The sequence below is a fragment of the Frigoribacterium sp. CF331 genome (genome assembly GCF_057787905.1).
The window spans coordinates 1,219,235-1,240,141 of record NZ_CM173545.1; the positions used below are offsets into that span (position 1 = coordinate 1,219,235).

Here is a 20,907-nt window from a genome sequence, read left to right on the forward strand (position 1 = left end):
TCAGTGCCCTGAGGAGTCCTCCTCCTCGGTCGCGTGCTCCTCCTTCTCGGCCTTCGGCTTCTCCTCGGCGGGAGCCTCGGCCGTGGTCGAGGTGTCGGCCGCCTGCTGGACGGTGGGGTTGCGGCCGTCGGTCACCGCGCCTCCCGCGGCGGCCGCCGCCTGTTCGAGCTGCGGCAGCAGGGCGCTGACCGCGTCGGACTGGTTCGACAGGACGACGATGTCGACGCGGCGGTTCGCGGCGAGGTCGGCGTCGGTCGAGCCGGCGCTGAGCGGCCGGGACGAGCCGTAGCCGACGGACTGGATGTGGTCGGCGGCCATGCCGCCCCGCTCGACCAGGTCGCGCAGCACCTGGGTGGCGCGGGCGGACGAGAGCTCCCAGTTGGTGGCGTAGGGGGCGGTCGAGCTGCGCTGGTCGGCGTGGCCCTCGACCGACACGTCGTGCCCGGCGGTCTTGAGGACCGGGCCGATCGCGTTCATCACGCTGACGGCGGTGCCGCTGAGGTCGGCGCTGTTCGTGCCGAAGAACGTCTCGGAGCCGATCAGGCGGATCGTCAGCCCGCGGGCGTCGACGGCGAACTGCACGTCGCCGCTCAGGCCCGAGCCCTCGAGGTTCGCCGCGACGGCCGCCTTGATCGCCTCGAGGTCGTCGAGCTCGGCCTGCGCCGCGGTCGATGCCGCGGCGGCCTGCTCGGCGGTCTGCGCCTCGCCCGACGCGGCCGTCTTGCTCATGTCGGTCTCGGTGCCGGTCGAGTAGCCCGCCCCGTCGGGCGTGACGTCGTCGGCGGCGACGACCGTGCCCGAGGCGGTGTCGATCTTGCCGACCTCGGTCTGGCCGAAGCCGGTCGCGAGCGAGTTGCGGAGGGCCATGTACTTGTCCTGGTCGACGGTCGACATCGCGTAGAGCACGATGAACATGCACATGAGCACGGTGATCATGTCCATGTACGAGGCCATCCAGCGCTCGTCGGGGTGCTCGTCCTCGGCGTGCCCCTTCTTCTTCCGGGCGCCGCGCGAGCCGCTCATGCGGCCAGCCCCTGGTCGTCGCCGGGCTTGCCCGCCCCGACCTTCGCCTTGCCGCCCTTGCCGGCCGCGCCCTCGAGCGCGTGCGTCGGCACCATGGCCTTGAGGCGTTCGCCGAGGAGGCGCGGCTGGCTTCCCGCCTGGACGGCCAGCACGCCCTCGAGCAGCAGGGTCATGCGGGCCTCGTCGAGGTCGGCCAGCTTCTTCAGGCGGGCGCCGAGCGGCAGCCAGAGGAAGTTCGCCGTCAGCAGGCCCCACAGGGTCGCGACGAACGCCGCGGCGATCATGTGGCCGAGCTCGTCGGGCTCGGCGAGGTTCTCGAGCACGTGCGTGAGGCTGACGACCGTGCCGACGATGCCGACCGTCGGGGCGTACCCGCCGAGGCTCATGAAGAACTTGCTGGCGGTGCGGTCGGCCGCGAGGCGGGACTCCATCTCGTCCTCGAGCAGGATGCGCAGCTCTTCGCCGTCGGTGCCGTCGGCGATGTTCTGCAGGGCGCCCTTCATGAAGGGGTCGTCGAGCTTCTCGGCCTCCTGCTCGAGCGACAGCAGGCCTTCGCTGCGGGCCTTCTCGGCGAGCGAGACGACGCCGTCGATGACCGACTGCGGCGGGACGACCTTGCCGGTGAACGCGCGGGGGATCTTCTTGAAGCTGAGGATGGCGTCCTTGATCGTCGTGCCGGCGATGCCGACGCCGATCGTGGCGCCGAAGACGAGGATGATCGGCGCGGGCAGCAGCAGCCCGGCGATGCTGACGCCCTCGAGCTGGATCATGCCGAACAGGGCGCCCAGCGCGAGGACGATGCCGATGATCGTTGCGGGATCCACGGTCAGCGTCCCTGCGTGGTGTCGGACGGGGCGTGCGCCGCCGGGGCGTGCACGGCGGGAGCCTGCACGGGGGGACGGAACTCGGTGACGCGACCCGCGCCTCCCGTGCCGGACGAGCCCCGGACGATGCCGAGCTGCGGACCGGTCGAGGTGCGGTTGCCGAGCGCCTGGCTGGCCGGTGCGGTGGCGGAGGGCTCGTCGTAGGCGAGCGAGACGATGCGGGCCCGGTAGCGGGCGATCATCTCGATGACCTCGGCCATCGGCTCGGTGACGACGTACTTGGCGCCGTCGACCATGATCAGGACCGTGTCGGGCGTCTCGTGGATGCGCTCGATGAGGTCAGGGTTGACAGCGAATCTGCTGTCGTTGAGTCGCGTGACGACGATCATCGGCCCGTCCTAGGTCTGTGTCTCCTGCCGCCGTCCGTGGGGCAGGTGTCGCTGCTCGTCCTGAGCGGCTACGGAGCACTATCGGCCAGGGGTGGCGGAGCGTTAGGTGCGGCGTCGGCGGGAATGCGGCCGGTTGTCCACAGGGCGGCCTCGACAGCCATCACGTTCGGTATGGTGTGTGGCATTGCTCATATCGACGAGGGGAGCCGCCGTGGCGCGGTACATCGACATCGATCTGGAGGCGCTGGCCGCGTTGTCACGCGACCTCCAGACCCTGCACTCCGACCTGTCGTCCGGCACCGCCGGCGCCCGATGCGACGGCATCGGCTCGCCACGACTGCGGTCGGCCGTCCAGGCCTTCTCCGACGACTGGGCGATCGCCCGCGGGCGCATGCTCGAATCGATCGCGGCGGTCGGTGCCATGGCCGAGGCGGCGGGCACGACCTTCACGCAGGTCGACGGCGACCTGGCCCGGGCCCTCGCGCCGTCGGACGCGGCGGGTGCGCCGTGAGTCGCCCGTGGGACTGGAGCCCCCTCGACCTGGCCTCCGACCCCGTCCCCGGCGACCCGACCGAGATCCGGTCGTCGGCGACCGCGGCTCGGGCCACGGGCAGGTCGATCGAGACGCAGTCGCGACGGTTGCGGCGGTCGGCGAGGGCCGACGGGTGGGACTCCGAGTCCGGCCGCACCTTCACGACGTCGGCCGAACCCCTCGCCGACGCGATCGACCAGGCGAAGCAGCGCTACCTCGATCTCGCCGCCGCGCTCGACACGTACGCGGACGGCCTCGACGACCTGCAGCGGCAGGCCGATCGAGCCCGCCTCGACGCCGACGACGCGAAGGAGGCGCGGCGCACGGCCGACAGGTTCGTCGTCCCCGGCGAGACCGACCCGTTCGAGGTCGAGCGGCAAGAAGCGGCCCGGACGCGGGCCGTCGACCTCGCCGACGCCGACCTCGCCGACGCGAAGGCGGTCATCACCCGCCTGGTCGGCAGCGGGGGCGACGCCTCGGGCGAGTACGGAGCCCTCAACGACCGGGCGATCGCGGCCGTCCGCCTGGCCGGCGACGACGAGCTGCGCGACACCTGGTGGGACGGGGTGAAGCAGGTGGTGCACGACGCGCGCGGGGTGCTCGGGGTGATCAAGGACGTGCTGAACGCGCTCGGGCCGGTGCTGGCGGTGCTGAGCTTCGTGCCTGGCATCGGTCCCATCGCACTCGTCATCGGGATGGTCGCCGCAGCGTGCTGGCTGGCGATCACCCTCGCGCAAGCGGCTGCTGGTGATGCGAGCCCGGCCGACGTCGTGGCCGAGCTGCTCGGCGTCGGGCTGTCGATCGTCGGCCTGGGAGCCGCCAAAGGAGCACTGGTGGCGACGTCGGGCATGCGCCGCTCGATCATCGATTCGGTGAGCGCTCGCGCCCTCGCCGGGGTGCCCACCAAAGCAGTGAAGCAGACGAGGATCGCGGAGCGGCAGGCGATCGTCGAGCGTCTCGACGCCGTGAGGAGTTCAGCGGTCGTCACCGGTCTCGACAACCTGTTGCTCGGAGGAGCTGCGGAGATGTTCGCGATGCGACGCCTTGCCGCAGGTGGGCCGAGGGGTCGTGAGCTCTTCGTGCCTGGCGTGGTGTCGGCGTTGACAGACGGATTGTCAGGTGCGGTCCAGAACCTTCAGGCCACGATCTCGATCGCGCAGCAACTGGGCCAGGTCGCAGCAGGTACCTACTGGACCGAGAAGACGATGATCCACGTGGGGGCGTTGTGAAGTCGCCAGGATATGCATTCGCCCTTCCACACGGCTGGCGTCGCGTCGACCTTCGGAGAGACCTGGCCGAGCAAGTGGATCACTTCCTCGACGACGTGGCCGCTTTTGCACGCGAGCGAGACTCGCGGACGACGGTCCTGACCCGCCGCCGCGCCAGGGAGCTCACTCTCGCGCTCTGCCTCCACGCTCGGCGCGAAGGCATCATCGACCTCTTCGTCTTCACTCCGGCTGGGCGTCCGCCCCTCGGCCCGATGTGCTTGTCCGTGCTCCCCGTGGTGTCGAACGAAGCTCGCCCCGGGTACTCCCTGAATGCCGAGGTGACCCGGACTCTCGCCCGGCCCGAAAGCCTTCTCAGCACCCTGGCCACGGCCCAGGGTGACGTCTCTCGGGTGGTGGATCGGCGGGTCGAAAGCGCCGCTCAGTGGGCCAGGACAACGGAACTCGCCCTCGAGCGGCTGGGACTTGCTGCCGCGACAGACTGTGCACCCGAGCAACGCATAGCACCCGAGGGGCATCTCGAGACAGGACGCGTCCAGTACATCGTCGACGTTCCGGAGCGCAGCGATTGCGTTCTCGTCATGACGTTCATCGCGACGGGCGGGACTCTCCTCTCGGCGCAGCTCGTCCACGCCGACGACATCGTCCGTGCTTTCCGTTGGACCATGCCTTCCGCGACCCGAGCGCCGTCCTCCGCAGCTCACGTCCGGGGGAAGTCGTGAGCCGGTCGACGTCATGCGTCCTAAGGCCACGGTGGCGACACTATGCACGAAACGCTGTCATCTCGGTCGGATCCACGAGCCTCATCCCGTTCACCATCCGGGACTCGACGGCGGGGTGGGCCCTCGCCGTGACCGTCCTGGTCTTCATCCTCGGCGGCATCAGCCTCTACATGATCACTACGCGCGTCGTTCTGCATGACGACGGTTTGAGCTACTCGCGCTTCTTCCTGACCCGTCATGTTCCCAGGACTCGACCGACAGCGGGCATCCTCGCGAACGTGGACGGCCCTCGGCCCGTTCTCCGGCTCATCCTGGGACGGGGCAGGCGGCCCATCATGCGGCTGACCGGAGCCTATTGGGCCACCCCCGATCTGGAACGGATCTCGCACCACTTCTCATTCAGGTACTCCAACAGCAACGGCCTGCTGAGCCCTGCTGAGGCGGACGCCCTGGCACCAGGAATGCTCTCGCCCCTGCAACGACATCCCTGGGCAGCTCTCGGTGCCATCGTCACCCTGACGATCGTCGCTGCAGTCCTTCTGGGCATCGCCATCTGGGCCCTCTGGGGTCCCCCGGACGTCCCGGTGGCATGCGCATGACGTCCGACCGAGTCGTCACCTTGACCATCCATCACTCATCTGTCTGGCGCCCACTCTTCGGCGTAGCGGGTCGATTGCCCCCCAGTGACTCGCATCAGGACGCCAACCTCCGGACGACCCTGGAGGACGAAGGAGCGACAGCCGCATTCGTGGCTCACGGGCGTCATGGCCCGATGGCCTGGGCCGCCCTGCACGTCGTCGAAGGTGACCACTCAGCACGAGAGGGCCCATTGATAGAAGCCCTGGCTGCGAGCTCGACATGCCTGGCGCCACCGTCAGTCATGACCCGCGAGACGCAGCTCGGCAGCGCCCATCGGATACAGGCGATCCGACTCGTGCCACTGGCGGGACTCTCGCGGCCGGCCGCCGTGGGCCAGGTGACCTGGACGTGGCAGCAGGCAGACACATCGACCCGTCTCGCCTTGATCTCCGAAGCTCCCTATCCGCACCCGTTCTCCGACGCCGTCGCTCTCATGGACGAACTCGCGCGGGGGCTCTCATGGTCTTCCGACGACGACCCTCCCGCAGACACCTACCTGAAGAAAGCAGCACCATGACCAGCAATCCACTCATGTCCACCGTCACCTACCGCCCGGACTGGCCGCACTTCTGGTCGAAGGCCAAGGGAAGGCTGATCTGCATCCCGCTGGCATTCCTCCTCGGTGGTTACCGTCTGGGTGAGGCTTTCATACCGGCCGTCCTGGCGATAATGGCCCTCGGCGGCATCGGCCTGTGGCTTTACTTGCGGACCACCACCGTCACCGTGTCCGACACCGTCGTGACCAGGCGCCGGTGGGGACGCGCCACGACGGTCGAACTCGACGGCTCACAGCGCGGCATCCTGTGCACGCTCAACCTGGGTGTGCAGAACCTTGCCTACCTCGCCGTGCGGAACGGCGCTGGCCGCCGCCTCGTCCTCACCGAGGCCAATTGGCCCGGAGAACAGCTGCTCGCGATCGCCCAGCATGCACGGCTCACGATCATGCCCGCCGATCAGGTCTTCTCTGGCAAGAACGCCGCCCGGATCGTGCCGGGCGTCGTTCCGATCACCACTCGACGCCCAGTGCTCTGCGCGCTCGTGACGGTCGCCGCCTTGCTCGCCGTCATCGTGCCAATCGCCATCGTGGTGGCGGGCAACGGCTGAGCCGCAGGCAGGGCGCGGCGCGTCACGTGCGCGAAACGAGGGGCTGGCAGGATGTGCCGGTGACCCACGAACCCCGCGACGAGTCGCGCCCCGGCACCACCCCCGCCGCCCGCGCCGACGACGTCACCACCGCCTCCTCCCCCGCCCTCGAGTCGTCGCCCGCCGGCCTGCCGGACGCCGCCACGCCCGACGCCGCGGCCCCGGCCCGCCACGGCATCGACGACCCCGCCCTGACCGGCTCGATCGAGACCGTCGACACCACGAAGCACACGCTCGCCGAGAACGTGATGGGCGTCGTGACCGGGGTGTTCCTCGCGTCGTTCGGGCTCTTCCTGCTGAAGGCCAGCGGGGCGGTCTCGGGCGGCACGGCGGGCCTGGCCCTGCTGACGAGCTACGCCACGGGCTGGACCTTCGGCGTGCTGTTCGTCCTGGTCAACGTGCCGTTCTTCGCGCTCGCCGTCTGGAAGAAGGGCTGGCCGTTCACGCTGCGGACGATCCTCACCGTCGTCATGCTCTCGGCCTTCTCGTACCTGCACCCGCTCGTGTTCGACATCGACGCCGTGAACCCCGTCTACGGCACCCTCTCGGGCAACCTGCTCGTCGGCGTCGGCCTGCTGATCCTCTTCCGCCACGGAGCCAGCCTCGGCGGCATCAACATCCTCGCCCTGGTGCTGCAAGAGCGGGCCGGCCTGCGCGCCGGGTACGTGCAGATGGGCTTCGACGTCCTCATCGTGCTGGCCTCGCTGACCGTCGTCTCACCGTGGATCGTGCTGCTCTCGGCCCTCGGCGCCGTCGTGCTCAACCTCGTGCTGGCGATGAACCACAAGGCCGGCCGGTATGTCGGCCACACGTGATCACAACTTTCTGTCAGACTTCCGGGCAAGACCGTTCTGATTGAGGCAATCTCGTTTCAAAGCGGTCTTTCTCGTCTTGCCTCACGTCACCCGACGTCACCACACCTAGGAGTCCTCATGTCCAACACCGCCATGCCCCAGTCCGCCGGCACCGCCGCGGGCTACAACGTCCTCGCGATCGTCGGCTTCATCCTGGCCTTCGTCTTCAACATCGCCGGGCTCGTCGTCAGCCTGATCGCGCTGTCGAAGATCAAGAAGACCGGCGAGCGCGGCCGCGGACTCGCCATCGCCGGCGTCATCATCAGCATCGTGTCGATCATCTTCGGCATCATCTACATCGCCGTGGTCCTGCCCGCGATCATGAACTCGATGCCGACGACCTACTAGGTCGATCGACCCGGCATCGCAGCCGGACAGCCGAGGAGGCGCGGTGTCTGCAGAGCAGGCACCGCGCCTCCTCCGCGTCCTGGGGGAGCAACCCACGACCCGTGACGGGCTCACCCTCGCGGGGGATCGCGGGCGTCGGCGGCCTCCGTTAGCGTGACCGCATGCGACGGTGTCTCGGCGAGGTGGGCGGCACGCGCGTCGTGCCCTCCTCTCCGGGGCTACCCCGGGGCACGCAGATCGACCACGGCACCGCTCCGCAGGCCCGAGACCGCGCTCCGCGCGGCGAGGGGCCCGCACCGATGCACGAGTCGCCGAGGCACCGCCGCAGCCACCCCGACCCCGTCGTTCCCCACGCCGCCGGCCGCGCCACCGGCCGCCGCACCGCAGACCGGCGAGCGGCAGCCGGACGGGCAACCGTCGCGCGGACGGCGACCGGGTGACCGGCCCCTCCCCCGCGTCGGCGACCCTGGCCCGCGATCCCGACCCGGGGCCCGACGCCGTCGCCGTCGCCCTCGCCGACGCCCTGCTCGCCGCCGAGTGGACGGTCCGGGGCTTGGCCGCCGCCGCGGGCGAGGCGATCGACGGGCCGACGCGGTTCTGGCGCCCCCTGGCCCGGGGCCTCGTCCGCGCCCTGCCCCGCGCACCGCACGACGACCCCCGCACCCTCGTCGCCCTGATCGGACGCGACCCGGCCTTCGGCGACGCGGTGGCCGAGGCGAGGGCGCACGGCCGTCCGCTGCGCATCGTCCACCACGTGCCCGTGACGCAGGAGGCGCGCTCGGCCGACCCGCGCCTCCTGCGCTTGGGCACCGTGGCCGACGTCGCCCGCCTGCTGCGCCTGACCGTCGGCGAGCTCGACTGGTTCGCCGACCCCGGGCGCTGGAACCGCCGCGTCGAGCGTGGGCCCCTGCAGCACCACCGGTACGAATGGCGGGCCCGACCCGGACGCACGCCACGGCTGCTCGAGGTTCCCGGCTTCCGGCTGCGCGACCTGCAGCGCGTCGTGCTCGACGAGGTGCTTGCCGCCGTGCCGCTGCACGACGCCGCGCACGGGTTCGTCCCGGGCCGCAGCGCGGTCAGCGGCGCCCGCCGGCACGTCGGCCGAAAGGTCGTCGTCGCCCTCGACCTGACCTCGTTCTTCGCCCGGGTCACCGCCGGGCAGGTGTTCGGCGCGCTGCGTCGCGAGGGGCTGACCGACGCCGTGGCCCACGTGCTCACCGGGCTGTGCACGAACTCGGTGCCGCCGGGCGTCCTGTCGGGCATGCCCGACGGAGGCGACCCCGAGCAGCGCTTCGCGCTGCGCCACGCGCTCTCGGTCGCCCACCTCGCCCAGGGGGCGCCGACCTCTCCGGCGCTCGCGAACGTGGCCCTGCGACGCCTCGACTCCCGGCTCGACGGCTACGCCCGGGCCGCAGGGGCGACCTACACGCGCTATGCCGACGACCTCGCCTTCAGCGGCGACGCGGCGCTCGCGTCTCGGGCCGACGCGTTCGTGCGGGGCGTCGGACGCATCGTCGGCGACGAGGGGCACGAGCTGAACGCGTCGAAGACCCGGGTGCGCGGTGCGGCCACGCGTCAGGTCGTCACCGGCGTGGTGGTCAACCAGGGCACGAACACGGTGCGCTCCGAGTACGACCGGCTGCGGGCCGTGCTGCACAACGCCGCCCGCACCGGCCTCGAGGCGCAGAACCGGTCCGGGCACCCGGACTTCGCCGCGCAGCTGTGGGGGCGGATCGGCTGGGTCGAACAGCTCAACCCCGAGCGCGGGGCCCGGCTGCGCGCCGCGTTCGCGCGCGTCCCCCGGTGACGCGCACCGCGCCTCCTGGGCGACGCTGCGCCTCCGGACGACGAACGCACCGCGTTTCGTGCGGCACACCCGGTCTAGATCGGGTGAGGTGCACGAAACGCGGTGCGAAGGGTGCGGCAGCCGGCGACTAGCGCTTGAGGTTGGTGAGCTCTTGCAGCACCTCGTCCGAGGTCGTGATGATGCGGGCGTTGGCCTGGAAGCCGCGCTGGGCGACGATCAGGTTGGTGAACTCCTGCGAGAGGTCGACGTTCGACATCTCGAGCGAGCCGCTGGCCAGCGAGCCGATGCCGGGCGATCCGGGGGCGCCCACCGTCGCGGCACCCGAGTTGGCGGTCGCCCGGTAACCCGAGTTGCCCTCCTTCTCGAGGCCGCCCGGGTTGGCGAACGTGGCGAGCGCGACACGGCCGAGCGCGACGGTCGACCCGTTGCTGAACTGACCCATCAGGGTGCCGTCCTTGGCGAGCGAGAATCCCTGCAGGGTGCCGGCCGCACGGCCGTTCTGGTCGGTGATCGAGGTCGTGTTGAGGGCCGCGAAGCCGGTGACGCCCGACAGGTCGACGGTCACGCCGTTGAGGGCGAGCGACGCCGCGCCGGTCTGCTTGCCGTCGGTGAAGGCGAGCGAGGTCGTGGCGCCGCCGTTGCCGTCGGTCGCGCTCGCGTCCCAGCCGCCGGTCGTGCGGGTGAAGGTCAGCGTCAGGGTGCGCTCGAGGCCGTTGGCGTCGAAGACCTTGGTGTCGCGGACGATCTTGTCGCCGACCGCGGACTCGCTCGGCAGGTTGCCGCCGACGGTCGCGCTCGAGGTCGCCGAGGCCGGGGCGGCCGCGTTCAGGGGCAGTGTGATGTCGCCGAGCGCGCCTCCGTCGTTGATGACGCCGTTGGTCGCCGAGTAGCCCTGGACGATCTTGCCGTCGCCCGAGACGAGGCGGCCGTCGGCGTCGAAGTCGAAGGCGCCGGCCCGCGTGTAGACGGTGTCGTTGCCGAGGCGCGTGACGAAGAACCCGTCGCCCGAGATCATCAGGTCGGTCGCCTTGCCGGTGGCCTGCGCCGAGCCCTGCGAGAAGTTGGTCGAGATGCCGGCGACCTGCACGCCGAGGCCGATCTGGGCCGGGTTCGTGCCGCCGATGCCGGTCTGCGGGCCGCCGGCGCCCTGCGTGATCTGCGACAGCGTGTCCTGGAACTGCGTGGTCGACGACTTGAAGCCGGCGGTGTTGACGTTGGCGATGTTGTTGCCGGTGACGTCGAGCATCGTCTGGTGCGAACGAAGGCCCGAGATGCCGGAGTAGAGGGAGCGGAGCATGGGTGCTGCCTTTCAGCTGGGGAGAACTCTGGAGGCGCGTCCTGCGCGGGTGGGTCCGGTCGCGTCCTGCTCCCGGTGTGGTTCGAGGGGTGCTGCGGGTGGTGCTGGTCCTGCGGGTGGTGCGGTGGTGCGGGTCGTGTCACGCCTTCGTGGCGGCGATGCCCGAGACGAGATCCAACGCGACCTCCTTCCCGCCGACCGTCACCTTCGGGACGGCTTCGGCGAACGACACGCTCGAGGCCGTGCCCGTCACCTCGACGCCGTCCGCGCCCGTGTAGCTGACCTCGCGACCGACGAGGTTCGACGCGGCGATGCGCATCTGCAGCGAGAAGTTCTCGTTGGCCGTCGTCGTCTGGGCCGTGACCTGCTCCATCATCGCCAGCTGGGTGGTCTGCGACATCATGGCGTTGGTGTCCATCGGGGTCGACGGGTCCTGGTTCTTCAGCTGCGTCACCAGCAGCTTCATGAACATCTCGCTGTCCATCGTGTTCGAGGTCGAACGGCTCGAGCCGCCCTTCGCGGCGTTCGCGGCGGCGATCTGCGTCGCGACGTCGACGGTTCCCGATATCTGGTCGATCGAGGGCATGGGGTCTCCGGTTCAGGCCAGGACGTCGATCGACGTCGAGAGGGACGAGGAGGCGCGGGCACGGTCGACCGCACCCGTCGCGTCCAGGGGGTCGGTGGCGTCGCGCAGCGCACGGGCGGCACGGGCGTCGGCGGTGCGTGCGACGGCGGCGTCGCGGGCCTGACGGTCGGCGCCGCCGTCGGCACCGGTCTGCGCGCCGGCCGGTCCGCCCTGGCCGGAGCGGTCGCCCCGGGGGTCGGACGGCTGGTTCTGCGACGAGAGGTCGACGCTGGTCTGCTGACCCGCGCCTCCTTGTCCGGGGCCCGCCGCGGTCGCGAGGTCGCGGCGCAGGTCGCCGAGGATCGCCCGGACGGCGTCGCGACCGGCGTCCGACGCCGCGAACATCTCGACGTGCAGGCCGTGCGCCGAGACGTGCGCGCGCACCGTGACCGGGCCGAGCGCCTCGGGCGCGACGTCGACGGTGACCACGTGCACGCCGGGGCCCGCGGCCGCCAGCGTGAAGAGCGGGCGCGCGAGCTGCTGCGTGAGCGGAGCGGGCGGTGCGGCGGCCGGCGCCGGGGTCGCGGACGAGGAGGCGCTGGTCGCGGGGGCCGCGGACGTCGCGGCGGCCCCGGGCACGGCGAGCACGATCGGGTCGGCGGGTGCGGTCGCCGGGGTGGGCGCCGAGACGGTGGCGGCACCGGGTGCCGTCGGCGACGGACTCGCGGGACCGGACGTGCCGGATGCGCCGGTCGCGGTGGTCGCGCCGGACGTGAGGGTGGCCGACGACGAGAGGAGGCGAGCGTCCGACGACGAGGCGGGGCTCCCGACCGCTGATCCGGCAGGGACCGGATCACCGGTGACGGCGAACGCGTCGGGACGCACGGCCGATCCGCCGCGGGCCGGAGCGAGCGGGCCGGCCGGAGCCGACCCGGCAGGAGTGCCGACTGCACCCGTGCTCGTTGACCCCGTGCCGACGGTCGCGAGCGAGGCACCCTGCGCGGCGGACGCGGACGCGGACGCGGTGGCGGTGGTCGTCGGCGCGACCGGGGCGGACGCGCCGGAGGCCGACGCGGCGGTCGCGGAAGCGGCGGGCACGGAGGCACCGGTCGCAGGGGCGGTGGGCACGGACGCGGCGGCGGCGGCCAGGGCGAATCCGGCGGTGGCCGCAACCGTGGCGACGGCAGCGACTCCGGTCGAGGTGACGGCGGACGGCGACGTGGGGCCCGAGTCGGCGACGGACGGGTCGGGCACCGCTTCCGTCCCGGGCGCCTCGGAGGCGGAGGCGGAGGTGGGGTCGGCGGCGGCCACGGCCACGGACACGGCCGAGCCGACACGGACCGCATCGCCGGACTCGGCCGAGGCGTCACCGGAATCGGACGCTCCGCTGCGGGCCGGATCGCCGAAGGCGGAGGGGCGGGCCGAGAGCACGGCCGGGGACGTCGCGGCCGGGGTGGCCAGGGCCGGAGTGACCAGGGCCGGTGCCGCGAGGGCGGCGGCGGGACCGGGGGCAGTCGCCGGGAGCGTCTCGCCGTCGGCGACCGTCGTCCCGGCGGACGCGCCGTCCGTCGTCGGGGTGGACCCGGCTGCTGCGGTCGCGGTTCCGGGCTCGCCGGCTTCGGGAGCCGGTGCCGAGGTCGCGTCGGCGAACGGTCGGCGCCACGGCGAGACGGACGTGGGGTCGAGCGAGGACGATGCGACGGACTCGTCCGAGACGGGGGTCGAGGCCCCCGGGGCGTGCCGGTCGGCAGGACGGGCGACGTCTCGGGCGGGGTCCGGGTCGGCGTTCCCGTCGACCGTGCGGGCGTCACGCTCCGCGGGCCCGGCGTCACGCCGGACGGCGGCCCGGGTCGACGCGTGCTCGTCGCGCATGGCGGCTCCGAAGCCGGCCGCGGCCCGGTCGGCGTCGCGGGCGACGCCGGTCCCCGCCGCGCGCGACCCGGCGGGGGCGCGCAGCGACGACGCGTCGGACAGGGCGGGAGGCGCGAACAGCAGCGCGCGGGACAGGCTCACGAGGCCACCCCCGCGCTCATCATCTTCTGCAGGGCGGCCGTCATCAGGTCGGTCCCCGACGACGAGGTCGAACCCGTCCCGCCGGCAGGACCCGTGAGACCCGAGAGGCCCGACAGACCCGACAGCCCCGAGAGACCCGACAGGCCAGAGAGCCCCGACAGCGCCGACGACGCGGACGACGACGTCGCGGCACCCGCAGCCCCCTCGGCCGGCACGATGCGCCGGATCGTGCTGAGGTCGGAGTCCTCGTACCAGTTGTCGACGATCTGCACGTCCTTGCCCGGGCGGGGTGCGTGCAGCACCTTGCCGTCGCCGAGGTAGATCACGATGTGCCCCTCGCCCTTGGGCACGAGCAGATCGCCCGGCTTCGCCTCGGCGAGCGACGACACCTCGGCGCCCATCTTCGCCTGGTCGGGGACGACGCGCGGCATGCTGACGCCGAGGTCCTTGAACACGGTCTGCACGAGGCCCGAGCAGTCCATGCCCGTGCGGTCCTCTCCGCCGAACACGTAGGGCACGCCGAGGTACTTCTTGGCGGCCTCGACGACGTCCGAGCCGTCGGCCCCGCTGCCGCCGGCGACCGAGCCGGCCACGGCGTCCACGGAGGCGCTGGTCGCCGTCGCGCCCGTGCCGGAGGTCCCGGCGAGGGCGTCGGCGAACGCCGTGGCCGACGTCGTGGACGCGGCGGTGGCCGTCGCGGTCGTCGCCGCACCGGTCGCTCCCGCGCGCAGCTGGGCGATGGTCGCCTGGATGTCCTGGATTCGTGACAGGACCTCGGTCACGGGGCTCACGCCGCGCCTCCTGGGTTCTCGGGGTCGGTGCCGGACGGCGAGCCGTCGGGCCGGGGGCGCGAGGCGATCTCGTCGAGCGAGATCTGCTCGTCGCGGAGGTCGGCGGCCGCCTCGGCCGTCGCGTGCTTGGCCTCGAGCTTCTCGAGGCCGATCGCGGCACGGCGCGCCTCGTTGAAGGCGGCCTGCGCGGCGTCGGCGTCGGCCTGGCGTCGCTGCGTGACCGCGTCGAGCTCGGCGAGCATGCCGCGAGACGAGGCCCGCGACGCCGCCAGGGCGCTCAGCATCGCCGCGTCGGTGACCTCGGACGGCTCGTCGGCGAGGGTGCGCTTGGCGCGCATGCGCTCGTCGGCGGCCTCGCGGAGGCGCTCGTTGGCATCGGCGAGGACGGCCCCGGCCTGGTCCTGCTGGGCGTGCCGCAGCCTCAGCAGGCCGAGCAGCGAGAACGGGCGGGCCATCAGATCCCTCCGAAACGCGAGGTCAGCGAGGCCAGGGCGTTCCACGAGTCGGCCGAGGCCGCACGGTCGTCCATGCCCTGCTGCAGGAACGCGTCGATGGCGCCCTGGTGGTCGACGGCCGCGTCGACGAGCGGGTTCGTGCCGCGCTGGTAGGCACCGACGTCGAGCAGGTCCTGGGCGGCGCGACGCGCGGCCATGACCTTGCGCAGCGTGGTCGCCGCGGCGCGCTGGGGCGGGCTGGTCACCTTCGACGCCACGCGCGACACCGAGCCGAGCGCGTCGACCGACGGGAAGTGCCCGGTCACGGCGAGCTTCCGATCGAGCACGACGTGCCCGTCGAGGATGCTGCGGGCGGCGTCGGCGATCGGCTCGTTGTGGTCGTCTCCGTCGACCAGCACCGTGTAGAGGCCGGTCACCGAGCCGACGCGGTCCGTCCCGGCGCGCTCGAGCAGGCCGGCGAGCACCGAGAACGTCGACGGCGGGTAGCCGCGGGTCGCGGGCGGTTCGCCGACCGAGAGACCGATCTCGCGCTGGGCCATCGCCACGCGCGTGAGCGAGTCCATCATCAGCACGACGTCGGCGCCCTGGTCGCGGAACGACTCGGCGATGCGGGTCGCGACGAAGGCGGCGCGCAGGCGCATGAGGGCGGGCTCGTCGCTCGTCGACACGACGACGATCGACCGGGCGAGGCCCTCGGGCCCGAGGTCGTCCTCGAGGAACTCGCGCACCTCGCGGCCGCGCTCGCCGACGAGGGCGATGACGCTGACCTGGGCGTCCGAGCCGCGGGCGATCATCGACAGCAGCGACGACTTGCCGACGCCCGAGCCGGCGAACAGGCCGACGCGCTGGCCCTTGCCGACCGTGGTCAGGGTGTCGAGCACGCGCACGCCGAGCTGGAGGGGCGTGTCGATGCGGGCGCGGTGCATGGCCGACGGGGTCTCGTGGTCGAGGGGCACGAGGTCGACGCGACCGCCGTCCGAGCCGACCAGCGGTCCCTTGCCGTCGATGGGGCGGCCGAGGCCGTCGAGCACCCGCCCGAACAGGCCGGTGCCGGTCGGGACGAGCAGGGGCCGACCGGTCGAGCGGACGGGCGTGCCGGTGGTGATGCCGGTCAGGCGCCCGAGCGGCATGCAGCGGACGCCGTCCGGGGTGGTCGCGACGACCTCGGCGAGGTCCGAGCCGGCCTCGGTGCGTCCGTCGCCGACCGAGAGGATCTCGCCGACGGCCGCGTCGAGGCCGCGCACCGTGAGGCCGAGGCCGACGGCCGAGCTGACCCGGCCGACGCGCTGCGGGCGGGCCGCGGCGCGGGCGGCGGCCAGGCGGGGGGCGACCACGGAGGGCACGCGGGGCCGACGCGCGTCCCCGGCGACCTCAGCCGTGGCGAGGTCGACGGGGCCCGTCGCGAGGAGTGCAGGAGGCGCGGTGAGGGTCACGAGGCACCCCCGTCCGACGCCGGGTCGCCGAGCAGCGCCGTCCGGGCCCGGTCGAGCGCCGAGCCGAGGCGCGCGTCGACCTGGCCGATCCGCAGCTCGGCCTCGGCGTCGCCGCGGGCGAGGGAGGCGTCCGCCACGAACGCCACGTCGGCGGCCACGGAGTCGAGCGTGGCCGGCCCGAGCTGGGCGAGGTCGGCGGGGTGCAGGCGGACGGTGACGACGTCGCCGGGTTCGGTCACCGCGAGTGCCCGGGCGACCGCGGCACGCGCGGTCCGCCCGGTGCGGGGACCGGACGGGGCGGGGTCGGTGGCGCGGGTCGACGGGTCGCCGGTGCCCGCGCCCCGGGTGCTGGCGTCGGCCCCGGGCAGGTCGCCGTCGACGGACTCGGAGGCGCGCAGCTCGTAGCCGAGGACCGCCTCGGCGAGCTCGAAGGCGGTGGCGACCAGCGCCTCCTCGGCGTCGTCCAGCACGGGGGCGACCCGGGCGTCGAGCGCCCGGGCCGACGCGGCCAGGGCCTCGACCGCGGACACGGTCGCGGCCTGCAGCCGGTGCAGCAGGTCGGAGTGCTCGGCCTCGAGGACGGCCCGGCGGGCAGCGAGCTCGAGTTCGGCGGCGCGGAGGCCGGCGGCGTACCCGGCGGCGTGACCACGGGCCTCGGCCCGGGCGTCGTGCGCCTGACGGACGGTGGCGGCGTCGGACCCGGGAAGCGAGACGGACGGGTAGCTGACGCGCGCGAAGGCCGGGGCAGCGCCCTCGGGGGTCATCACGGAATCGAGCATCACGGGCCGTTCGGCGTTCGGGGGTGACGGCCGATCCGTGGCCTGGGGTGGGGTGAGCGATCCGTGCTCAGGGGCGACTCTCGGCCTGCGGCCGGTGGGCGTTAGCCCTTGCCCCGAAGGGGGGCCGCCGTCCCGCACCGGTGCGGGACGGCGGGCGGGCTACTCGACGAGGGCGTCGTCGTCGGAGCGGTGCATGGTGATGGAGCCCATCGCCTCGAGTTCGCGGATGGCGCGCACGACCGACGCCCGCGCCTCCTCGATCTGCGACTTGCGGACCGGTCCCATCGACTGCAGCTCGTCGTCCAGCAGCTCGCGGTTGCGCTCGGACACGTTGCCGCGGATGACCTCGGTCACCGCGGCCGGCGCACCCTTCATCGCCGTGGCGAGGATCGCCGCGTCGATGCCGCGCAGCACCTGCTGGATGTCGCGCGACTCGAGCTTGACGACGTCCTCGAACGTGAGCATGCGCGAACGCACCTCCTCGGCCAGCTCGGGGTCGCGTTCGTCGAGGCCCTCGAGCAGCGCCTTCTCGGTCGCCACGTCGCTGCGGTTGAGGATCTCGATCAGCGGCTGGATGCCCCCGACCACCTCGACCTGTTCGCGCGGCGCGACGACGGCGCCGGCCCGCACCTTGAGCGTGGCCGCGACGATGCCGACCGACTCGGGGGTCGCCGTGCCCATCGTCGCGATGGCCTGGGCGACGTCGGCACGCAGCTCGACGTCGAGACCCGACATCACGGCCGACGCCTGCTGGGGGCGCAGGTGCGCGAGGACCAGGGCGATGGTCTGCGGCAGTTCGCCGTCGAGCAACGTCACCACCTGGCCGGCCTCGGCCTCGTCGAGGAACTCGAACGACTTGCCGGCCATGTTCGACGCCATGCGCTCCATGACGCCGGCGGCGCGCTCCGAGCCGAACGACGCCTCGAGCAGCCCGACGGCGACGTCGTGGCCGCCCCGGCGCTGGTACCGGCCGCTCACGCTGAGGTCGTGGAACTCGGCCACGGTCGCGTCGGCGAGCGACGGGTCGACGCGTCGCAGGCGCACGATCTCGGCCGCGATCTCCTCGGCCTCGACCTCGCTGAACTCCTTCATGACGGCGGCCGCACGGGCCTGGTCCATCTGCATGAGGATGACGGCGACCTTCTGCGACCCGGTCAAGGGCTTGCCGACGCCGGGTGCCGCCGGGGCGCCGAACGCGGTGGGGACGAGGCTCATGCGGGCTGCCGGTCGTCCATGAGGCCGCGCAGCAGCTCGGCGGTCTTGCCCGGGTCGCGCTCGGCCATCGCGTCGATCTCGGCGCGGCGGCGCTCGGCCGAGACGAACTCGGGCGACGGCGTCGGGGCGTCGACCTCGAGCAGCTCGGTCTTGGCCTCGCCCATGCCGGGCAGGGTCAGGCGCGAGGTGGCGACGGCGTCGTCGAGCGACAACGGCATCGTGGCGTCCCAGGTCTGGGCGCCGTTCTGCGGGGCGAGCTCGCCGAGGTCGACGTCCTCGCGGTCCTGGCGACGGCTGCGGCGGGCGAAGACGATGAGGCCCACGATCGCGGCGATCGCGACGGCGGCGACGATGCCCACGGTGCGGATCGTGCCCCACATGGCCTCGCTCGCGCTCGCCGCGTCGGCGGCCTTGAGCGCTTCGGCGGCGGCGTCCGCGGCCGTCGTGTCGAAGTCGACCTGGGCGACCTGCACGGTGTCGCCGCGGGCCGCGTCGATGCCGGCGGCGGCGCTGACGAGGTCGCGCACGCTCTGCATGTTGACGCCGTTGGCCGCGGCCGAGTTGAGGGCGACCGACACGGTCTGCCGGCTGACCTCGCCGGCCGGCACGTTCAGGCTCTCGGTGACCTTGTCGACGGCGTTGTTCTTGGTGGTCGACTCGTTGGTGTAACCACCGTCGGCACCGGTGCCCGCCGTGGTCGTGCCGTCGGTGCCGGTGGGCACGGCGATGTTGTCGGGGCCGAGCACGCCGGTCGCGCCGGTGCCGCCGGCACCGTTCGCACCCGAGCCGTACTCCTCGGTCGAACCCGACTCGTTGAGGGCGATCGGGCCGCTCTCGGGCTGCGAGAACGACTCGGTGACCTTCGTGCCCGAGCTCTGGTCGAGGTCGGCGGCGACCACGACCGACGAGTTGCCCGGGCCGACCATCTTGTCGAGCATCGCCTGCACCGAGGCCTGGACCTTCGACTCGTAGTCGCTCGCGTCGCCGCCCGCGCCTCCCACGGCCCCGCTGCCCACGGCCGACAGCACCGTGCCCGAGGCGTCGGTGACGGCCACGTCGGTGGCCTTCATGCCCTCGACGGAGGCGCTGGTCAGGTTGACGATGGCCTGCACCTGCTTGGAGTCCAGCGTCGCGCCGGCCCGCGTCTCGACGAAGACCGACGCGGTGGGGTCGCGCTGCTCGGAGACGAACACGGAGTCCTCGGGGATGGCGAGCTGGACGCTGGCGTTCTGCACGCCGTCCATGGCCTTGATCGTGTTGGCGAGCTCGCCCTCGATGGCGCGCTTGTAGGTGACGTTCTGCTGGAACTCCGACGAGGTGACGCCCATGGTGTCGAGCAGCGAGTAGCCGCCGTCGGCGCTCGCGGCGGGCAGCCCGGCCGCGGCGGCCTTGAGGCGCTCGTCGTAGACGACGCCCTCGGGCACGAGGATCGTGCCGCCGCCCGCGGTCAGCTGGTACGGCACGCCGTCGGCCTGCAGCAGCTCGACGATGGCGCTCGCGTCGGTGGGGTCGATGCCGCTGAACAGCGGCGTGTAGGTCGGCTTGCCCAGCCAGCTGACGAGTGCGACGACGCCCAGCACGAGGGCGGCGAGCAGGATGACGGCGATCGTGCGCTGCGCGATCGTGAAGCTCTTGAGGGCGGCACCCAGCTTGGCGAGCTGGCCCTTGACGGCGGTGGGCATCAGGCCTGCATCCTCATGATCTCGTTGAAGGCGTCGACGCCCTTGTTGCGGACGGCGCTGACCAGTTCGAGCGTGACCTGCGCACGCGTCGCGGCGATGGTCGCGTCGTGGATGTCGGTCAGGTCACCGGTGACGGCCTTGACGGCGAGGGTCTTCGCCTCGGACTGCAGCTGCTGCAGCCCCTCGACGGCACCGGTCATGGTCGCGCCGAAGGTCGCGCCCGAGGCCGAGGAGGCGCCGGTCGCGCCCGTCACGCCCGTCACGTCGGACGCGCCGCCGGCCTGCATCAGCGAGCCCACGTCGGCGTAACCGCTCTGCTGCACGGCCCCGAGGGCCTGGATTCCTGCGATGGGCATCAGCCACGTCCGATCTGGAGTGCGGCCTCGTAGGCCGTCTTGGCACGGTCGACCACGGCGGCGTTGGCCTGGTAGCCACGCTGCGCCATGATCAGGTCGCCCATCTGGGCGCCGAGGTCGATGTCGGGCATGCGCACGTACCCCTCGGCGTCGGCGAGCGGGTGGTCGGGGAGGTACGTGACGCGGCCGGCCTCGCTGCCGTACCGGTCGGCCTTGACGAAGACGCCCGAGGTGCCGGCGCCCTCCTGCACCTCGACGTAGCGGGCCTGGAAGGCGGTGTCGTCCATCGACTTGACGGTGTTGACGTTGGCGATGTTGTCCGAGACGGCGTCGAGCCACTTGCGGTGCACGGTCAGGCCGGTGCTCGCGATGCCGATCGCGTCGAAGGCGGTCACGAGTTCGTCCTGAACGCGGCGCGCACGGCCGTCAGCTCGGAGTTCATGGCCTGCGTGGCGAACTGGTACCGCAGCACGGTGTCGACGTTCGACAGCGTCTCGGTGTCGAGGTTCACGTTGTTGCCGTCGAGGCGCGTGGGCTCGAGGCTGCGCGACGTGGACGCCTGGACCGCTCCGCTGCCGGCCGCGACCGACCGGCCCAGCGCCTCCTCGAACTGCACCCGCTTGGCGGTGTAGTTCGGGGTGTTGACGTTCGCGATGTTCGCGGCGATCGTCTTCTGGCGCAGCGAGAGACCGTCGAGGGCGCTCTGCAGCGCCGCTTGCGTCACGGATTCGAGTGGCATGCCTGTCCCGGTGGGGTCGGTGGAGTGCGGGGGGCCGATCCGTGGCCGGGGTGTGCGAGCGATCCGTGCTCACGG

Annotated in this window: 24 protein-coding genes; 9 read left to right on the forward strand and 15 right to left on the reverse strand. The window is 72.5% G+C overall.

Going from position 1 to position 20,907, the window contains the following annotated elements:
• Genes AC3CCI_RS05655 through AC3CCI_RS05665 form a run of 3 tightly spaced genes read right to left on the reverse strand, consistent with a single transcriptional unit; the run spans position 1 to position 2,236 of the window.
• Positions 1-1,023 (reverse strand): OmpA/MotB family protein, encoded by a 1,023-nt coding sequence (locus AC3CCI_RS05655; RefSeq protein WP_488628362.1) that lies wholly within the window; start codon positions 1,021-1,023, stop codon positions 1-3.
• Entirely contained in the window at positions 1,020-1,847 is an 828-nt protein-coding gene (locus AC3CCI_RS05660; protein ID WP_354594940.1) for a motility protein A, read from the reverse strand. Before AC3CCI_RS05660 ends, AC3CCI_RS05655 begins: the two co-directional genes overlap by 4 nt.
• A 2-nt stretch (positions 1,848-1,849) precedes the next feature.
• Positions 1,850-2,236 carry a flagellar FlbD family protein gene (locus tag AC3CCI_RS05665; protein ID WP_354594941.1) on the reverse strand — a complete coding sequence of 129 codons (387 nt, stop codon included), beginning with the start codon at positions 2,234-2,236 and terminating at the stop codon, positions 1,850-1,852.
• Between the two features lie 211 nt (positions 2,237-2,447).
• On the opposite strand from AC3CCI_RS05665, the gene AC3CCI_RS05670 reads away from it, so the two are divergent.
• From AC3CCI_RS05670 to AC3CCI_RS05710, 9 genes are all read left to right on the forward strand, one after another.
• Positions 2,448-2,747, forward strand: a complete 300-nt coding sequence (locus AC3CCI_RS05670; RefSeq protein ID WP_488628363.1) for a hypothetical protein — start codon at positions 2,448-2,450, stop codon at positions 2,745-2,747.
• Entirely contained in the window at positions 2,744-3,997 is a 1,254-nt protein-coding gene (locus AC3CCI_RS05675; protein WP_488628364.1) for a hypothetical protein, read from the forward strand. The genes AC3CCI_RS05670 and AC3CCI_RS05675 overlap by 4 nt, the downstream gene beginning before the upstream one ends.
• 74 nt (positions 3,998-4,071) lie before the next feature.
• Complete coding sequence (locus tag AC3CCI_RS05680) at positions 4,072-4,716, forward strand: hypothetical protein (protein WP_488628365.1); 645 nt, start codon at positions 4,072-4,074, stop codon at positions 4,714-4,716.
• A 128-nt stretch (positions 4,717-4,844) separates the two neighbouring features.
• Positions 4,845-5,315, forward strand: a complete 471-nt coding sequence (locus AC3CCI_RS05685; protein ID WP_488628366.1) for a hypothetical protein — start codon at positions 4,845-4,847, stop codon at positions 5,313-5,315.
• A gap of 281 nt (positions 5,316-5,596) precedes the next feature.
• Positions 5,597-5,872: a hypothetical protein gene (locus tag AC3CCI_RS05690; RefSeq protein ID WP_488628367.1), complete on the forward strand. Its 276-nt coding sequence runs from the start codon at positions 5,597-5,599 to the stop codon at positions 5,870-5,872.
• A gap of 14 nt (positions 5,873-5,886) precedes the next feature.
• Positions 5,887-6,459 carry a hypothetical protein gene (locus AC3CCI_RS05695; protein WP_488628368.1) on the forward strand — a complete coding sequence of 191 codons (573 nt, stop codon included), beginning with the start codon at positions 5,887-5,889 and terminating at the stop codon, positions 6,457-6,459.
• A gap of 215 nt (positions 6,460-6,674) precedes the next feature.
• Positions 6,675-7,313: a YitT family protein gene (locus AC3CCI_RS05700; protein WP_488628664.1), complete on the forward strand. Its 639-nt coding sequence runs from the start codon at positions 6,675-6,677 to the stop codon at positions 7,311-7,313.
• 117 nt (positions 7,314-7,430) lie between these two features.
• Positions 7,431-7,700, forward strand: coding sequence for a DUF4190 domain-containing protein (locus AC3CCI_RS05705; protein ID WP_354594949.1), 270 nt, complete (start codon positions 7,431-7,433; stop codon positions 7,698-7,700).
• Between the two features lie 436 nt (positions 7,701-8,136).
• Positions 8,137-9,507, forward strand: coding sequence for a reverse transcriptase family protein (locus tag AC3CCI_RS05710; RefSeq protein ID WP_488628369.1), 1,371 nt, complete (start codon positions 8,137-8,139; stop codon positions 9,505-9,507).
• 127 nt (positions 9,508-9,634) lie between these two features.
• Here AC3CCI_RS05710 and AC3CCI_RS05715 read toward each other — a convergent pair whose 3' ends face one another.
• The 12 genes from AC3CCI_RS05715 to AC3CCI_RS05770 form a co-directional block, all read right to left on the reverse strand.
• Positions 9,635-10,804, reverse strand: a complete 1,170-nt coding sequence (locus AC3CCI_RS05715) for a flagellar hook protein FlgE (protein WP_354594951.1) — start codon at positions 10,802-10,804, stop codon at positions 9,635-9,637.
• A 139-nt stretch (positions 10,805-10,943) separates the two neighbouring features.
• Positions 10,944-11,390, reverse strand: a complete 447-nt coding sequence (locus AC3CCI_RS05720) for a flagellar hook assembly protein FlgD (RefSeq protein WP_354594952.1) — start codon at positions 11,388-11,390, stop codon at positions 10,944-10,946.
• 12 nt (positions 11,391-11,402) lie between these two features.
• Entirely contained in the window at positions 11,403-13,382 is a 1,980-nt protein-coding gene (locus tag AC3CCI_RS05725) for a flagellar hook-length control protein FliK (protein WP_488628370.1), read from the reverse strand.
• Entirely contained in the window at positions 13,379-14,173 is a 795-nt protein-coding gene (locus tag AC3CCI_RS05730; RefSeq protein ID WP_354594954.1) for a C40 family peptidase, read from the reverse strand. Before AC3CCI_RS05730 ends, AC3CCI_RS05725 begins: the two co-directional genes overlap by 4 nt.
• Positions 14,170-14,628 carry a flagellar FliJ family protein gene (locus tag AC3CCI_RS05735; protein ID WP_354594955.1) on the reverse strand — a complete coding sequence of 153 codons (459 nt, stop codon included), beginning with the start codon at positions 14,626-14,628 and terminating at the stop codon, positions 14,170-14,172. Before AC3CCI_RS05735 ends, AC3CCI_RS05730 begins: the two co-directional genes overlap by 4 nt.
• Entirely contained in the window at positions 14,628-15,971 is a 1,344-nt protein-coding gene (locus AC3CCI_RS05740; RefSeq protein ID WP_488628665.1) for a FliI/YscN family ATPase, read from the reverse strand. Before AC3CCI_RS05740 ends, AC3CCI_RS05735 begins: the two co-directional genes overlap by 1 nt.
• 86 nt (positions 15,972-16,057) lie before the next feature.
• Positions 16,058-16,828: a FliH/SctL family protein gene (locus AC3CCI_RS05745; protein WP_488628371.1), complete on the reverse strand. Its 771-nt coding sequence runs from the start codon at positions 16,826-16,828 to the stop codon at positions 16,058-16,060.
• Between the two features lie 171 nt (positions 16,829-16,999).
• Entirely contained in the window at positions 17,000-18,055 is a 1,056-nt protein-coding gene (gene fliG, locus AC3CCI_RS05750) for a flagellar motor switch protein FliG (RefSeq protein WP_354594957.1), read from the reverse strand.
• Complete coding sequence (gene fliF / locus AC3CCI_RS05755) at positions 18,052-19,737, reverse strand: flagellar basal-body MS-ring/collar protein FliF (RefSeq protein WP_354594958.1); 1,686 nt, start codon at positions 19,735-19,737, stop codon at positions 18,052-18,054. The genes fliG and fliF overlap by 4 nt, the downstream gene beginning before the upstream one ends.
• Complete coding sequence (gene fliE, locus AC3CCI_RS05760; protein WP_354594959.1) at positions 19,737-20,093, reverse strand: flagellar hook-basal body complex protein FliE; 357 nt, start codon at positions 20,091-20,093, stop codon at positions 19,737-19,739. Before fliE ends, fliF begins: the two co-directional genes overlap by 1 nt.
• Positions 20,093-20,488 carry a flagellar basal body rod protein FlgC gene (locus tag AC3CCI_RS05765; protein ID WP_043596823.1) on the reverse strand — a complete coding sequence of 132 codons (396 nt, stop codon included), beginning with the start codon at positions 20,486-20,488 and terminating at the stop codon, positions 20,093-20,095. The genes fliE and AC3CCI_RS05765 overlap by 1 nt, the downstream gene beginning before the upstream one ends.
• The gene (locus AC3CCI_RS05770; RefSeq protein ID WP_056259808.1) at positions 20,485-20,832 is read right to left on the reverse strand and encodes a flagellar basal body rod protein FlgB; all 348 of its coding nucleotides are present in this window, start codon (positions 20,830-20,832) and stop codon (positions 20,485-20,487) included. Before AC3CCI_RS05770 ends, AC3CCI_RS05765 begins: the two co-directional genes overlap by 4 nt.
• Positions 20,833-20,907: the final 75 nt, after the last annotated feature.